At 70.4% G+C, this 15,565-nt stretch carries 10 protein-coding genes; 5 read left to right on the top strand and 5 right to left on the bottom strand.

All coding sequences use genetic code 11. The features are described 5' to 3' along the window. Positions 1 to 154: 154 nt before the first annotated feature. The gene (locus MTF65_RS01795) at positions 155 to 1,336 is read right to left on the bottom strand and encodes an ALF repeat-containing protein (RefSeq protein WP_243626375.1); all 1,182 of its coding nucleotides are present in this window, start codon (positions 1,334 to 1,336) and stop codon (positions 155 to 157) included. A gap of 362 nt (positions 1,337 to 1,698) precedes the next feature. Between MTF65_RS01795 and MTF65_RS01790 the strand changes: the two genes are divergently transcribed. Further along, on the top strand, positions 1,699 to 3,387 hold the full coding sequence (locus MTF65_RS01790) for an SWIM zinc finger domain-containing protein (RefSeq protein ID WP_243626374.1): 1,689 nt from the start codon (positions 1,699 to 1,701) through the stop codon (positions 3,385 to 3,387). A gap of 90 nt (positions 3,388 to 3,477) precedes the next feature. On the opposite strand, the gene MTF65_RS01785 is transcribed toward MTF65_RS01790, so the two are convergent. The 3 genes from MTF65_RS01785 to MTF65_RS01775 all read right to left on the bottom strand — a co-directional run bounded on the left by MTF65_RS01785 (position 3,478) and on the right by MTF65_RS01775 (position 5,980). After that, positions 3,478 to 3,651 carry an SDR family oxidoreductase gene (locus MTF65_RS01785; RefSeq protein ID WP_243627264.1) on the bottom strand — a complete coding sequence of 58 codons (174 nt, stop codon included), beginning with the start codon at positions 3,649 to 3,651 and terminating at the stop codon, positions 3,478 to 3,480. Continuing rightward, the gene (locus MTF65_RS01780) at positions 3,621 to 3,905 is read right to left on the bottom strand and encodes a hypothetical protein (RefSeq protein WP_243626373.1); all 285 of its coding nucleotides are present in this window, start codon (positions 3,903 to 3,905) and stop codon (positions 3,621 to 3,623) included. Before MTF65_RS01780 ends, MTF65_RS01785 begins: the two co-directional genes overlap by 31 nt. Before the next feature lie 842 nt (positions 3,906 to 4,747). Then, positions 4,748 to 5,980: a PP2C family protein-serine/threonine phosphatase gene (locus MTF65_RS01775; RefSeq protein ID WP_243626372.1), complete on the bottom strand. Its 1,233-nt coding sequence runs from the start codon at positions 5,978 to 5,980 to the stop codon at positions 4,748 to 4,750. Positions 5,981 to 6,301: 321 nt separating this feature from the next. On the opposite strand from MTF65_RS01775, the gene MTF65_RS01770 reads away from it, so the two are divergent. From MTF65_RS01770 to MTF65_RS01755, 4 genes are all read left to right on the top strand, one after another. Further along, the gene (locus tag MTF65_RS01770; protein WP_308407084.1) at positions 6,302 to 8,968 is read left to right on the top strand and encodes a SpoIIE family protein phosphatase; all 2,667 of its coding nucleotides are present in this window, start codon (positions 6,302 to 6,304) and stop codon (positions 8,966 to 8,968) included. A gap of 133 nt (positions 8,969 to 9,101) precedes the next feature. Then, complete coding sequence (locus MTF65_RS01765) at positions 9,102 to 10,247, top strand: ABC transporter substrate-binding protein (protein WP_243626371.1); 1,146 nt, start codon at positions 9,102 to 9,104, stop codon at positions 10,245 to 10,247. 357 nt (positions 10,248 to 10,604) lie between these two features. Further along, on the top strand, positions 10,605 to 11,693 hold the full coding sequence (locus tag MTF65_RS01760) for a globin domain-containing protein (protein ID WP_243626370.1): 1,089 nt from the start codon (positions 10,605 to 10,607) through the stop codon (positions 11,691 to 11,693). Between the two features lie 37 nt (positions 11,694 to 11,730). Beyond that, entirely contained in the window at positions 11,731 to 12,330 is a 600-nt protein-coding gene (locus MTF65_RS01755) for a pyridoxamine 5'-phosphate oxidase family protein (protein WP_243626369.1), read from the top strand. A gap of 99 nt (positions 12,331 to 12,429) precedes the next feature. On the opposite strand, the gene MTF65_RS01750 is transcribed toward MTF65_RS01755, so the two are convergent. Next, complete coding sequence (locus MTF65_RS01750) at positions 12,430 to 15,372, bottom strand: glycoside hydrolase family 48 protein (protein WP_243626368.1); 2,943 nt, start codon at positions 15,370 to 15,372, stop codon at positions 12,430 to 12,432. Between the last annotated feature and the right edge of the window lie 193 nt (positions 15,373 to 15,565).

Below are 15,565 nucleotides of genomic sequence, written 5' to 3'. Positions count from 1 at the left end.
CCCAGCCCCCGCCACCGTCCCGGCCGCAACGCGGGACGCCGGCCTGCATAAGCGGCACAACTCGCGCGGGCACGGGGCCCGGTCCTGCCGCATGACGCGGCGGAGCCGGCTGCGGCGACCGCGGCCGGCCCCTGACGGCTGGTGCGTGGCCGGGTCAGCTTGCGGAGCCGGCGCGGCGCATCCGCGCGGCGAGCAGGAGGCCTGCGCCGGCGACGAGTGCAGTGCCCGCACCACCCGCGATGAAAGCCGAGTCACCCGCGCCGGTGGCGGCGAGGGGGGAACCGCTGCCACCCTGAGGGGTGACGGTGGTGTTACCGGTGCTGGTCCCGGAGCCCGTGCCGGTTCCGGGGTTGGCACCCGTGCCGGTGCCGGAGCCCGAACCGGTGCCGGGGTTGGTCTGGTCCTGCTGGTCCTTGTTCTTGTCGTTCTCCTGCTGGGTCTTCTTGTCCTTGGCGCGTGCCTCGTGCTGTCCCGTCTTCAGGAAATCGCTGCGATCGGCGGCGGTGCCCGCCAGAGCGGCGCGGCCGGCCTTGACCAGTTCCGGTCCCCCGCCATCGATGATCCTCGCGATCGCGACACGGTTGTCCTGGTCGCGCAGCTCGTACTGGGTCACCTCCAGGAAACGGCGCAGCTCGGCCGGCGTCGAGGAACCGTTGAGGAGCTTGCTGATCGCCTCGCTCAGGATGGGGCCGTCCCAGCCTTCGTCGATGCGGGCGAGCTCGACCCGGTCGTCGGAGGCCTGCGCGAGGTACTGCCCCGTCTTCAGGAAGGCGATGCGGTCGGCGGGAGTGCCCTTGAGGGCCTTCTTGCCCTCTTCCCTCATTCCGGGGCCGCCGGTGGCGATCAGCCTGGAGATGTCGACCTTGTTGTCGTCGTCGCGCAGCTCGTGCTGAGTGACCTCGTAGAAGTGGCGCAGCTGCTCCAGAGTCGCCTTGTCGCTCCGGAAGAGCTTGTTTATGCCTTCCTTCAGGCCGGGTCCGGCACCGTTCAGGAGACGGGTGATCAGCACCCGGTAGTCGTCGAGGCGGATCCTGTGCTGGTCGGTCTCAATGAACTTGCGCATGGCCGCGGGGCCGTCGGCTATGGCCTTGTGGCCGGCTTCCTTCATGTACGCGCTGGCCATCGGTTCGGCGATGATCGCGAGGATGGTCTTGCGGTCCTGCTCCGCCTGGTCCTTGTCGGCCTGGTCGGTCGCCGCCTGGTCAAGTGCGGTCGGAGCCGTCGGATTGCTGGACGTGGCGGCCTCCTTGCCGGCGGCGAAGGCCGGTGACGCGATGAGGACGGCTGGAGCCAGAGCAGCAGTGGTGACCGCCGCGGCGATCCGGGACAACTTCACAGATAAAACCCCCTGGAAATGTTCTTTCACGGCACAAGACTCGCCAGCTGCGCCGATGGTTGTACGACGCATCAAGAACGGGAGCAGGAGCGAGTCGGTCGGCCGCGATCAGGGCGGCACCCCGCCGCCAACGCGACAGACCGCTTCCCGGACGGGCAGCCACCGTACGTGCTCCGTTGGGGGGATGTGGCCGCAGCTGGCCCCGTCCTTGCCCCACCAAGCCGAGCAGCCGAGGGCTTCGGCTATCCCCTCGGGGCCGGAACAGTCGGGTCAGAGCGGAGGCATCAGAGCGGGCATCGGCCGTGGAGGGAAGGTGGCAAAGAATCCTCGTCGGGTACGGCGCATCCGATTGAATGAATGCCGTGACACATGCTCTGGGTTGCACCGAGGAAGACCTTCGCCGACTGGCGGGGGCACGCTCGTTCGAGCGGGGGCTCGGCTATCTGGCCGCGGTCTCACGGCTGGAGATCGGTGACGAAGCGATCACCGCCACCGTTGACGGAACCGACGCCTACGAAGTGGAGCTGACCGAAGACGAGGACAGCGGGCTCACCGGCTGGTGTGACTGCCCGTACGGCCGGGAGGGCAACTTCTGCAAGCACTGCGTGGCGGTCGGCCTGGCCGTCCTGCGGCAGGCCGAATCCGTACCGCAGCAGCGGTCGGCCGCCGCCTCGCGCACCCGACTGCTGGACGGCTGGCTGGAGTCCCGCACTCGGGAGGAGCTGCTCGCCCTGGTGCGGGAGCAGCTCTCCGACGACCGTGACCTGCGGCGGCGCCTGGAGTTGCGCGCGGCCGCCGCCGGCGAGGACACCGGCATCGTCCGGGAGCGCGTCCTGAGCCTCCTCGACACCCGTCCCTTCGCCCGCTATGGATACGTCGAGTACGCCGACGCCCACGCTTACGGCAGGCAGGCGGCAGAGGCCGTCACCGCACTGCGAGCGCTGACGGCGGACGGCCGGTCGGCGGACGCGGTGGAAGTGGCCCGCGAGGCTCTCCGGGCTCTGGGGCGCACGTACGGCGAGATCGACGACTCGGACGGGCTGATCGGGGACGTCGCCACCCGGCTGGCCGAGGCCCATCTGGATGCCTGCCGGACTGCCCGGCCCGACCCGGTGGAGACCGCCGAGTGGCTGGTGCGGTACCTGCTGAGCGAGGTGAACGACGCCACCGACATCGACCTCTTCGACTACCGGGAGATCCTCGGTGAGCCGGGCCTGGCCCGGGCGCGGGCGTTGGTGGTGGCCGCCTGGCGGGCCAACCCGAAAGGGTGGGCGGAGAAGTACCTCATGGAGCGCCTCCTGAAGGCCGACGGCGACAGCGTGGACGCGCTGGTCGAGGTCCACGCGGCGGACCTCGCCCCGAACGGCCACACCCACCTGGTGATCGCGAGAGAACTCGAAGCGGCGGGCCGCCCGGGCGAGGCCCTGGAATGGGCGGAACGCGGACTGCGGGAGACTGCCTCCGAGTGGGGACCCGACAGCAACCTGGTCGCCTTCGTCTGCGAGCGCTATGAGCGGGCCGACCGTCTGGCCGACGTAGTCGCGGTCCGCCGGAATCTGCTGCGTGCCCGTCCCTCGCTTGCCGCCTACCAGCATCTGCGTACGGCGGCGGGTGCGGCCGGAACCTGGCAGAGCGTCGAACGCACGGGCGCCCTGGAGGTGCTGAAGGCCGTCGCCCAGCCCAAGAAGGGGCGCTGGTACGACGGCTCCCTGCTGGTCGACGCACTCATGGACGACAACGACCTCCAGCCGGCCTGGCAGGCCGCCACCGACGGCTGTGCCGACGAGCGGCAGTGGCTTGCCCTTGCCGACCGGATCCGCGACCGGCGACCGGCCGACGCGCTGAGCGTCTACCTCCGCTGGATCGAGCCGCTGCGCAAGCAGACCGGTGACAGTACGTACGAACGCCTTGCGGAGCTGCTGCTCAGCGCCCGCGCCTGTCAGCGCACGCTGGGCACCGAAGCCGAGTTCGCCACCTACCTGGCCGCCCTGCGCGCCGACCAGAAACGCAAGCGGAAGCTGATGGCCATCCTTGACCAACACGGGCTCTGAGTGTGGACAGAACGGCCGGAGCCCACGCCCGGCTGAGCGTGGCTTCCGAACAACCTCCGGCAAGGGCCTCCCCGCGGCCGCAACGGCCCCTCAGGTGATGAGGATGCCGCCATCGACGTGCAGGTCGTGGGCGTTCATGCCGGTGTTGCGCAGCAGGAAGTCCGCGGCGTCGGCCATCTCGTCCATGGTCACGAGGCGTCCGATGGGGGTCCGGGAGGCATGCGGGTGATCAGTCACGTGACGCCACTTGGGACTGTCTCCGATGAGCGCCGGGTGCAGCGCGTTGACCCGACGGCCTCGGCGTAGCCGACCGGTTTGATGGTCACGACGCGGACGGCGTCCGTGGTGTTGAAGGCGGCGAGCGTGTTCGGCACCGGGTCCATGGCGGTGATGACCAGATGGTCGACGGTGGTGACGCTCTCGCCCGGAGCCTTTGGCGCGGACGTCAGCTCCGCTCCCCAGTGCGCGTACGGATTGGGGGTCGCGGACCGGTGCAGGGCGAGGATGGACAAGGCCATCACCCGTCGAAGTTCTCTCCCATCGTCAGGGCGTCGCCCTCGGGAGCGCCTGCCGCACGCAGCTGACCGGCGCGCTGAGGGGGCTGCCGGGATCCGAAACCTCCAGTGCGGAAGTCACCCACTCCTCCCCCGCATCCGGTCTCCGCCAGAGCCGGGCGACGTCATGCCGTACCAGGAGGGCTCCCCAGTCGTGTCCCACGAGGTCGATCGGGCCGTCGAGCCATCGGGGCGGGGCGCGCTCCGGAAGGGCGGTGAGTCGCCCGGTGCGAAGGCCCGTTGCCGGGGTCCGTGCCTCCGCGCAAGGCTGGCTCCGGTACGCCTATGGAGCGCCGCCGGTGGCGCCGCTCGTGGCGGGCCGCGGAGGGCACTACGTGTTCGTGGACGCGCCGGTTCACCTACCTGAGGCGCGCGTCGGTCACGCGGACTCCGCATCAGCCGTTCGATGAGTTCGGCGGCACGGGGGCCGGACCGGACGGCACCGTACTGGGCAGCCAGGGCAGCGGCGTTTGCTCCGGAAGGCCGGGGTGTCCATTACCTTGCGTACCGCCGTCCGGAGGGCGGTCTCGGACGGAGTGGGCCGTACGCAGGTCGATGCCCGCCCGGCATGGGCGACCCTCGCCGCTACCTCAGGCTTGTCCTCGCTGCGGCCGACCACCGCCGCCGACCTGCGGCCACTTCATGGCCGAGGAGGCACCCGCCGAGATCGCCGAGGCGCTCCGGGCCCTTCTCGAACGGTGAGCGGTCGAGTGGGGAGCTGCTGCCGGGGCGATTGGGAGCCCATCCGGGATCACGCCCAGCGGTCACCTGTAGATCAGCACTGCGGGACCTGACCGGGACGGGGCCTACCGCGGACCCTGGGCCGGGCCTCCGGTCGACCCGGGCCCCTCGTCCTCGCGCCGGTCGAGAAGGATGACCGCCACATCGTCCATCAGGCGGCCCTGGGTGTGGCGGACCAATGCCTGGCGCAGGCCCTCCAGGAACGCCTGCCGGGTGTGGTCCCGCATGGTCATCATGGCCTCGGGCAAGTCGAAGAAGGCGCTGTCCCGGTCGCGGGCCTCGATGACGCCGTCGGTGCACAACAGCAGCCGGTCCCCCGGTGCGAACGGATAGCTGTCCATCCGCGCGGGAGGACCGCTGATGAATTCCTCGAGACCCAACGGCGGCAAGGGGGAGCTGGGCATCAGGGACCGGACCGTGCCGTTGCGCTGCAGCAGCGGGGGCGGATGGCCCCGGTTGATCACCTCGACGTGGGGACTGTCCGGGATCTGGGCCACGAGCGCGGTGACGAATCCCTCGAGAAGGGCGTCGTCACCGCCGGCCACGCCCGCGCCGTCGCCCGCACCCGCGTCGGCGTCGGCGCCCGCACCCGCGTCCGCGCCGTCGTCGGCGGCGGCGGCGTCCCGCCGCAGGGCCGCTTCGCAGTGGTTGACGACCTCCACCAGGTCGTCCTCGTAGTGCACGGACTCCCGGAATGCGCCCAGCACGACCGCGGCGGCCCGTACGGCGGGCAGTCCCTTGCCCCGGACATCCCCGACGATCATCCGGACCCCGTACCGGGTCTGGACCGCGTCGTACAGATCGCCGCCGATCTGCGCGCCCGTCTCGGCCGCCATGTACATGCTGGCCGCCCTGACGGGGCCCAGCCGGGCCGGCACGGGCCGCAGCAGGACATCCTGGGCGGCCGTGGCGATCCGGCGGACCTGGTTGAGCTCCTTCTCCTGGCGCGTGCGCGCGGTGCGGCTCGTCATGAAGCTCGCCACCGCGACCAGGAACAGGGCGAGGAAGTTCGTGTAGACCTGCTGGCCGCCCCAGGCACGGTTGTAGGTGGCGGTGGTCACGCTGATGGCGATGGCCACTCCCGTCGCCGCGAGCGTGCCCTTGGGACCCATCGTCACCGCTGCCAGAGCGGGTGTCGCAACCAGCAGGGGGCCGGTGTACACGAAGTGCGCCGGCGTGAGCTCGACGAGGAGCACCAGCAGGGCGACCGCGAAGGGCAGGCACTCCGCGAGGGCGAAAAGGACCTGGTGGTGGCCGCCGGCTCCCGGTCCCGGGGGCGAGCGCAAAGGCGCTCTCATGAGTACAGCCTGCCTTGCCCGGACGCATGGCCGCCACTCCGGTGCACCGGTCCCCGTGGGCGTCCGGTCGCCGCCGGAACCGGTGACGGTTCCTGCTCGGTGATCGTCGCTCCCCGCTGCCGACGACCCGTAGAGGTTAGAAAATGGAGTATGAGCCATCTCCTTGGACGTTTCCGGCGTTGGCTGCTCGGCTGGACCACGGGCTCTTCCTCTCCCCCTCGGCATCCCCGCTCAGGACACCACCAGGAGCGTCAGGAGCACGCCTCGCCCCCCAAGGGAAGGACGGCGCGGCGGCCGCAGCGTCTGTCCTCCTTGCTGAGCGTGCGCAGCGTGGCCGGCGAGGTGTTCCTTATACAGCTGGCCGTCGTAGTGCTCCTCGTCGCCGCCGCGGTGGTGGCGCTCGTGGTGCAGGCCCGGAACGCCGGCATGCTGGACGCCCGGAACCGTACGCTCGCCGCCGCCGGAACGTTCGCCGAATCTCCGGGAATCGTCGCGGCCCTGCGCAGCCCCCATCCGAGCGCGGTGCTACAGCCGAGCGCCGAGGCGGCCCGGAAGATCGCCGGGGTCGACGGCATCAACGTGTACACGCTCGACGGCGTCACCCTCACCCACAGCGACCCGGAACAGATCGGGAAACACGTCGTCGGCCCCTTCGCCGAGGCGGCGGCCGGCAAGTCCTTCACCGAGACGTTCGAAGGGTCCCTGGGGCGGTCCGTGGTCTCGGTGGTCCCGGTCAAGGACGCCGACGGCTCCGTCATCGCCGTCGTCTCCTCCCCGGTCACGGTCCAGAACGTCCAGAGCATGGTGAACCGGCAGGTGCCGGTCGTCCTCGGCAGCGCGGCCGCGGTGCTCGCCGTGTCGGCGGGCGGGACGGCTCTGGTGAGCCGTCGGCTGCTGCGCCGGACCCACGGCCTGGGACCGGCCGAGATGACGAGGATGTACGAGCACCACGACGCGGTGCTGCACGCGGTGCGGGAGGGCGTACTGATCGTCGGCGGCGGCGGACGGCTGCTGCTGGCCAATGACGAGGCCCGGCGGCTGCTGGATCTGCCGGTGGACGCGGAAGGGCTCCCCGTCACGGACCTTGGTCTGGAAGAGGGGATCGCCGGTCCGATCGCATCGGGCCGTTCCGCGACCGACGAGCTGCACATGGCAGCCGATCGGCTGCTGGCGGTGAACATCCGGCCCACCGCCCCCTACGGGCAGGCCGGGACCGTTGTCACGCTGCGGGACACCACCGAGCTGCGGGCACTCTCCGGCAGGGCCGAAGTGGCCCGCGAGCGGCTGAAGTTGCTCTACGACGCGGGGGTGCAGGTCGGAACGACGCTGAACGTGGAGCGCACCGCGGAGGAACTGGCGGAGGTGGCGGTCCCGCGGTTCGCCGACGTGGTCACGGTCGACCTGCTGGACCCCGTGCTGCGCGGCGAGGAGCCGCCCGAAGCGATCACCGAGATGCGCCGCACCGCCGTCGCCGGCCTTCAGGGCGACCACCCGCTCTCCGCCGTCGGCGAGCTGGTCCGGTTCGCTCCCACCGGTCCCATGGCCGCCGGGCTGGCCGACGGCCATGCGGTCCTGGAGGCGGACCTGCGCGCCACCCATCGCTGGCGGGCCCAGAACCAGGCCAACGCCCTGCAGATCCTGGACCGCGGCATCCACTCCCTGATCGTCGTGCCCCTGCGGGCCCGGGGCGTGGTGCTGGGGATGGCCGGCTACTGGCGGGGGCAGGACTCCCCGCCGTTCGACGAGGAGGATGTGTCCTTCGCCGAGGAGCTGACCGCCCGGGCGGCGGTGTCCGTCGACAATGCCCGCCGCTACACCCGCGAGCACACCATGGCCGTCACCCTGCAGCGCAGCCTGCTGCCCCGGGGCGTACCGGAGCAGTCCGCCGTCGAGGTCGCGCACCGCTATCTGGCCGCCCAGGCCGGGGTGGGCGGTGACTGGTTCGACGTCATCCCGCTGCCCGGCGCCCGAGTGGCCCTGGTGGTCGGCGACGTCGTCGGCCACGGTCTGCACGCCGCCGCCACCATGGGCCGCCTGCGCACCGCCGTGTACAACTTCTCCACCCTCGACCTGCCCCCGGACGAGCTCCTGAGCCACCTGGACGAGCTGGTCGCCCACATCGACAGCGATGAGCAGGAGTGGCAGGGGATCACCGGAGCCACCTGCCTGTGCGCCGTCTACGATCCCGTCTCGGGGCAGGTGACGGCCGCCACCGCCGGTCATCCGGGCCCCGCTCTGGTCCGCCCCGACGGAACCGTGTCCTTCCCCGAGGTGCCGGTCTCCCCGCCGCTGGGTCTGGGCGCGGGGATGCCGATGGAGACCATGGCGCTCACCCTGCCCGAAGGCTCCCGGCTGGCGCTCTTCACCGACGGGCTGATCGAGAGCCGCGACCGCGATCCGGACGTCGGCCTGGCAGCGCTGCGCGCCGCCCTGGCCGGGCCCGCCCGCACCCCGGAGGAAACCTGCACCGCGGTGATCGACGCGATGCTGTCCACCAGGCCCAGCGACGACGTCGCGCTGCTGGTGGCCCGCACCCGCCGACTGGACCCCGCGCGGATCGCCGAGTGGGACGTGTCCCCCGACCCCGCGGCGGTGTCCCCGGTGCGCAACGCCTGCGCCCGCAGACTGGCGGACTGGGGCCTGGAGGACATCGCCTTCACCACGGAACTCATCCTCAGCGAACTGATAACCAACGCCATCCGCTACGGCACCGAGCCCATCAGGGTGAGGCTGCTGTACGACCGGAGCCTGATCTGCGAGGTCTCCGACGGGTCCAGCACCTCCCCGCACCTGCGCCGGGCCAAGGCCACCGACGAGGGCGGCCGCGGCCTGTTCCTCGTCGCGCAGTTCGCCGAGCGCTGGGGCACCCGCTACACCGCTCGCGGCAAGATCATCTGGAGCGAGCAGGCTCTCCACGACGGGGCCGCACCGCCCGCGATGGATCTCGGGGAGGCGCTCCTGGCCGGGTGGGACGACGAGCGGTTCTGAGAACGCGCCGGTACGGCAGCCGCAGGGAAGACACAGGGAAGACAGCGGACACCACCGTCTGTGACCGCGCTGCCGAGGCCGCCGAACGTACGCTGGCCTCGATCAGTACGCGACCGCTCGTTATGGAGCCTTTGTGCCCGTACCCCGTCTCCGGACAGCCTCCGTCGCCGTCTGCCTGGCCCTCGCGGCGGCGCCCCTCGGCGCCTGCGGAGACAAGCCCCCCGCCGGGCCCAGAGCACCTGCGGTGGCCACCTCCGCCGCGGACGCCGGGGGCATGGCGGCACTGACCACAGCGGCGAAGAAAGAGGGCTCGCTCAACACGATCGCGCTCCCGAGGGACTGGGCCAACTACGGCGCACTGATCGACGGCTTCGAGAAGAAGTACGGGATCAAGGTCATGGTGGAGAACCCGGAAGGTACCAGCCAGGACGAGATCAACGCCCTGAAGGAGCACAGGGGCGGAGGCCAGGCCCCCGACGTGATCGACGTGGGGGACTCGTTCGCGCAGTCCGCGGCCCGGCAGGGCCTGCTCGCTCCGTACGAGGTCGCCGCGTACGACGAGATCCCCAAGGAACAGAAGGACCCGAAGGCCCGCTGGTACAACAACTACGGCGGCTACATCTCGATCGGCTGTGACGCCAAGCGCGTCAAGACCTGCCCCGCGACCTTCGCCGACCTGCGCAAGCCCGAGTACAAGGGCCAGGTCTCGCTCAACGGCGACCCCACCAAGTCCGGCGCCGCCTTCGCCGGGGTGTACGCGGCGGCCCTGGCGAACGGGGGTTCCTTCGACGACATCCAGCCCGGCATCGACTTCTTCGCCGAGCTCAGCAAGAACGGTAACTTCATCCCGGTCGAATCCACCCCGGCCACGATCGCGACGGGCCAGACCCCGATCAGCGTCGACTGGGACTTCCTCAACCTCGGATACGCCGACGAATTCCGCGAGAAGGGCACGGACGTCGACTGGCGGACCGCCATCCCCTTCGACGGCAGCTTCGCCCAGTACTACGCGAACGGGGTGAACAAAGAAGCCCCGCACCCCGCGGCGGCACGTCTGTGGCAGGAATACCTCTTCAGCCCGGAAGGCCAGAACATCCGGCTCGGCGCCTATGCCCGCCCCGTCCTCATGGACGCCATGGAGAAGGACGGCACCCTGGACACGGCCGCCGCGGAGAAACTGCCGACGGTCGAGGGCACGCCGGCGTTTCCGACGGAGGCACAGACGGAGAAGGCGAGACGGACCGTCAACCGCGGCTGGGCCGAGGCCGTCTCGGGCTGAGGACCGGGGGCTACTCAGGGGGAATCGGGGCATGGCGGTCATACCCCTTTGTTACTTCTGCGTCACCTGCGCGGTCATGTAGCGTCCGGAACCGCTTGATCCGTTCGGCGCTCCCGACCCCCGATGAGGACTCATGACCGCCACATTCGACAGCCCGATCACCGCGCCATCTCGAATAGCGGATGGAGGAGCGCTGCTCCGTTGAGATTCCGGATCAATCGCGCAGGCCCCCGTTCCGCGCTCCCGTTTCCGGAAGCCCCGGCACCCGCCCCGGCCGTCCCTGCCTTCGAGCCGGAGGTCGCGCAGGAGCCACCTTTGTCGGCCCGCGAAATAGACCTCATTCGCGCCTCTGTGTCGGTGGTGGAACCACTTGCCGCAGAAATGACGGTCTACTTCTACGCGATCCTGTTCGCCCGCTACCCCGAAGTCCGTCCGATGTTCCCGCCGGGGATGGACGCCCAACGCGACCGCTTGCTGCGCGCACTGCTGCGCATCGTGGACCTGGTCGACGACCCTGAGAACCTGGTTCGCTTCTGTGGACACCTCGGACGCGACCACCGCAAATTCGGCACGCTCAGCGCGCACTTCCCGGCCGTGGGCGAGTGCCTCCTCGCCTCTCTGGCCCGCTACGCCGGCCCCGCGTGGACCGCGGACATCGCCGCCGCGTGGACCAAGGCGTACGGCGCGGTCGCCGAGGTCATGATCAGTGCGGCCGAAGAGGACGAGGCGGTACGGCCCGCCGTGTGGCCCGCCACCGTCGTGCATCGTGTCCCGCGCGGACACGGCATCGCCGAGATCACCGTACGGCCCCACATGCCCTACGAGTACGCCGCCGGACAGTACGTCAGCGTCGAGACTCCGTGGTGGCCGAAGCAGTGGCGCTACTACTCCCCCGCCAACGCGCCCCGTGAGGACGGCACCCTCACCTTTCACGTGCGTGCCGTGGCCGGCGGCTCTGTCAGCAGCGCCCTGGTGCACCGAGCGGCGGTGGGCGACGTGGTCCACCTGGGAGCCCCGATGGGTGACATGGTGCTGGATGCCGCCGTCTTCAACGACCTGCTCTGTGTGGCCGGCGGCACCGGCCTCGCCCCGATACGCGCGCTCGTCGAAGAGGTGGCCCGTCGCGGCGGGCGCCATCAGGTGGACCTGTTCCTCGGTGCCCGTACCGGTGCCGAGCTGTACGGGGTGGACGACATGCTCCGGATGGCTCAGCGCCACCACTGGCTGACCATCAGGGGCGCGGTCTCCCACGAGTACATCCCCGGAATCCGGGGGTCCCTGCCGGAGGTTCTGGCCGAGTACGGACCGTGGTACCAGCACGACGTCTATCTCAGCGGACCGGCCCCGATGGTCGTCTCCGCCAGCGAGACGCTCACGCTCGGCGGCACCATGCCCGACCGCATCCATCACGACCCGTTCGAGACGCCCGTCCTGTCCTTTCCCTGAAGCCAAGCGCTTGCTCGTCCTGCCAGGAGAACCCCCCGTGACCTTGCCCCCGCCGCCCTTCGGATCAGCAGGTGAACACCAGTTGCAGCAGCAGCTGGGCACCGCCGAGCGCGCCGCCCGGTTCTACGACCAGCAGGTGCGCCCCTGCCTCACACCCGAGATGCGGGACTTCATAGGCCGCCAGGCCATGGTCTTCTTGGCCACCGCCGACTCCCATGGAGAATGTGATGCCAGTTTCCGGGCGGGGCCCCCGGGATTCGTCCACGTGATCGACGACCATTCGCTCGCCTACCCCGAATTCCGCGGGAACGGTGTGCTCGCCAGCGCCGGCAACATGACCGAGAACCCCCACCTCGGCATGCTGTTCGTGGACTTCACCCACCACCACGTGGGCCTTCACGTCAACGGCGTGGCCCGGCTCTACACCGACACGGGCCTACGCTCCCTCCATCCCGGGCTGCCCACCGACGTCGCGCCGGGGCGCAGCCCTGAGATGTGGGTCCATCTGAGCATCGAAGAGGCCTACATCCACTGCTCCAAGTACATACCCCACCTGGCGCCGGCCCCCCGTCCCACCGGCCATGACCCGGCGCGCCCCAAGGACCCCAGCTATTTCACCGGCACTCGTCCCCATTGAGCACGAAATTGAGCACGAAGCCGTCGGGCCGGGCAGACCCGGGAAGCGGATCTGCCCGGCCCCGTCGTACGCGGTGCCGTCTCCAGGCGGGGCGGGCTGTTATTCGAGCAGCTCCGCGTACGAGCCCATGGCCAGGGCGATGTCCGCCTGGGCCCAGAACCGGTGGTACGTGAAGACGGGCGCGGCGCCGCCCGCGAGGTAGGCCTCGATCTTCGGCCAGGCCGGGTCGTCCTGGTAGAAGGTGCGGATCGAGGCGAAGGTGGACGAGGAGTTCACCGTGTCGCCGTTCGGCATCGTGCCGGTCCACGCGCCGGGCACGTACACCGGGTCGTCGAAGCGGTTGTAGTCGGTCCGGGTCTCCTGGACGGCGATGCCCAGCGGGTCCTGGTGGTGGGCCCACATGCCGTCGAGCAGGGCCTTGGAGACCCGCTTGGCCTCGGCGTGCCCGGACTTCGCCGCGTAGTAGGTCAGGGTCTTGGCGTAGGCGGCGGCCACGCCCACGTCGTCGGTGTAGTCGGCGACGGTGACGTGCAGGCCCGCGTTGGCGCCGGGACTGGACGCGTTCCAGGTGTCGGGGGCGCCCGACCACTGGAGCGTGGAGGGGATGCGGTAGGTGCCGTCGGGGTTGATCGTGGTCTTCGACAGGGCCCAGCCGACCCACTTGTCGAGCACGGTCTTGGCGGCCGCGTCGCCCGTCTGCCGGTAGTACTCGGCGACCCGCTCCATCGACCAGGCCTGGAAGCCGAACCACTGGTTGGACGCCGGGTCGTGGTAGACCGGCTTCTCGTCGTAGAAGAGGCCGTGGAAGGTGGGGGTCCCGGCCGGGGGCTGTGCGTACCGCCCCTGCCAGCTGTTGGTGGCGCCGCCCGCGATGGCGCCCTCGTCGGACTGGAGCCATCGGTAGAACTCCAGCTGCCGGTCCAGGCTGGTCGCCCAGTCCGCCGCGCCGGTCGGTGACTTGGGCTTCAGCGGGGCGTACTCGCTGAGCGCGTATGCGGTCAGCGGGTTCTGGTAGCCGCCGTGGGCGTGGCTGGAGCCGATCCGCCACGACCAGCCGGCCGAAGTGTCGGCGGCGCCGCCCCAGGCGTAGTACCAGGACATCAGGTAGTGCGCGCTGTCCTTGCCGGTGCCGGCGGGGCAGACGGTCGGCCCGACGCAGTTCCCGGACTTCTTGAAGTACTTGTCGAACATGGAGTACCGAAGGTAGTCGCCCATCTTGGCCGCCTTGGAGACGGTCGCGGTGACCTGGGTTCCCTTGCCCTGTTCCTTGGCCCAGACGTCGGCCCAGTAGGCGGCCTGGACGGCACGGGCGTCGGCGTCCGGGGCATTGGTGAACTTCCACTGCTTGGCGTAGGAGGAGTCCCCCGTGAAGAGGTCGAGGTAGCCGTTCTTGCCACCGAAGGTGAAGTTGTCGCAGGTGGGGTGCGGAACGGTCTCCCAGACCGACTCCTGGGGCCCGCGCTGGAAGGTGTTGATGTACGAGGGTCCGGTCGCGGTCGGTCCGGCGGAGCACTTTCCGGGCTCGTTGCCGTAGCCGTAGACGTTGTCGACGTCCTGGAGCCAGTGCATGCCGTAGATGTCGTCCGTGCCGTACGCGCTCTTCAGCTCGCCGGCGATCGGGTCGGCGCCGGCGGTGACTCCGCCGTCGAGCTTGGCCGGGTACTGCGACGGAAGGTCGTGCTCGGGGGCGTAGGTGGCGGGCTTGGAGGCGTTGTAGGAGCCGGTCGTGGGCTGGTCCGCGTGGGTGGGGATCATGAACTTCTCCATGGTGTCCCACGCGCCGTTGAACTTGGTCCAGTCCCCGGTGATCTTCCCGTACATCGCCTGGAGCCAGATCAGATAGCTGTACGCCTCCGAGGTCGTCTCGTGCCCGTGGTCCGGGGCCTCCACGATCACCGTCTCGACGGAGTGGTACGGGATGCCCTCGGGCGAGAAGTAGCCGTTGGCCGGGTTGGTGATCTTGCCGTGGAGGTCGAGGAAGCGGGCGTCGTACGTGGAGTCGGCGGCCAGCTGGGCGGCGGTGACCTCGGCCTTCGCATGGCCGGGGGCGGTCGCGGTGAAGACGGCGGAGCCGCTGCCGGCGGTCCCGGCCGCGACCGTCACCTTCTGGGCGGTGTTCCAGTTCGCCGGGGTGAACGTGAGCGTGGTGGGCGTCGCGGTGAGGTCGGTGTTGCCCGAGGTACGGGCGACGCTCACCGTGACGTTCGTGGCCGGCTGGGTGGAGAGCTTCAGATCGAAGGTGCCCGTCTCCCCCCGGCGTACGGAGAGCTGCGCGGGAGCGGCGACGAGTGCGGGGCCGGCGGCTACGGTGATGCCGACGGGGGCCGACTCGGCGGAGGCGCCGAGGCTGTCGTACGCCTTGGCGTAGAGGGAATGGGAACCGGCGCCGAGGCCGGTGGCGCCGAGGGTGAAGGGCGCCGTGGTGTCCGTGCCCAGGAGCGTGGTGTCGCTGTAGAACTCGACCTTGCCGACGGTGGCGCCGTCGGCCGCGGCGGCGGTGGCGGCGAGCGGGACGGGGTCGCCCTCGGTGTAGACGGCGCCCGCGGCGGGGCTGGTCAGGACGGCGACCGGGGGCGGGTGGGCTCCGGTGCACGAGGTGCCGTTGACCGCGAAGGAGGTGGGGGCGGCGTTGGTCCCGCTGTAGGTGAACTGGGCGCCGGCGGTGACGGCCGCGCCTGCGGCGACGGTCCTGTTCCAGGCCGCGTTGGCGACGCTGACGGTCCTGCCGGACTGGGACCAGGTGCCGCTCCAGCCGTTGGTCAGCTTCTGGTCACCCGTGTAGTCGTAGGTGAGGGTCCAGCCGTCGAGCGGGGTGGCGGACCGGTTGGTGAGGGTGAGCTCGGCCGTGAAGCCCGATCCCCAGTCGTTGGTCCGGTAGTCGACGCCGCACTGCACGGCCGCAGCCTCGGCGGTGGGGGCTCCGACGGCCGTGAGGCCGAGGGGGACGGAGAGGGAGAGGGCTGCGGCCGACGCGGTCAGCAGCCGGCGCCGTCCGCGTTGTCCGCGTTGTCCGCGTTCTCGGAGTAATGAGTGTGCTGGCATGCGGATGGTTCTCCTCGCGGCTCGGGGAGTGGGGGATGCGAAGAGCGTGAGCACAAGCTCTGAACCAGTGGGAGCGCTCCCACTGTGCAGACGGGGCGCAACGGCGTCAAGATGCGTGAAGAGTCGAAGACTTTCGGTGGGTAATTTGGTCAACTCCTCTTTTGCTTGGCGTCAGTTGCCGCTACGGTCTGGC

The sequence above is a fragment of the Streptomyces sp. APSN-46.1 genome (genome assembly GCF_022815725.1).
In the GTDB taxonomy this organism is placed as follows: domain Bacteria; phylum Actinomycetota; class Actinomycetes; order Streptomycetales; family Streptomycetaceae; genus Streptomyces.
The sequence above is the reverse complement of the archived record's forward strand: the minus strand, read 5'-3'. Positions and strand labels throughout refer to the sequence as shown.

Coding starts and splice junctions, on each gene's coding strand:
- MTF65_RS01780 (WP_243626373.1), bottom strand. CDS start 3,905: ATGGCCTTGTCCATCCTCGCCCTGCACCGGTCCGCGACCCCCAATCCG.
- MTF65_RS01750 (WP_243626368.1), bottom strand. CDS start 15,372: ATGCCAGCACACTCATTACTCCGAGAACGCGGACAACGCGGACAACGC.
- MTF65_RS01775 (WP_243626372.1), bottom strand. CDS start 5,980: ATGAGAGCGCCTTTGCGCTCGCCCCCGGGACCGGGAGCCGGCGGCCAC.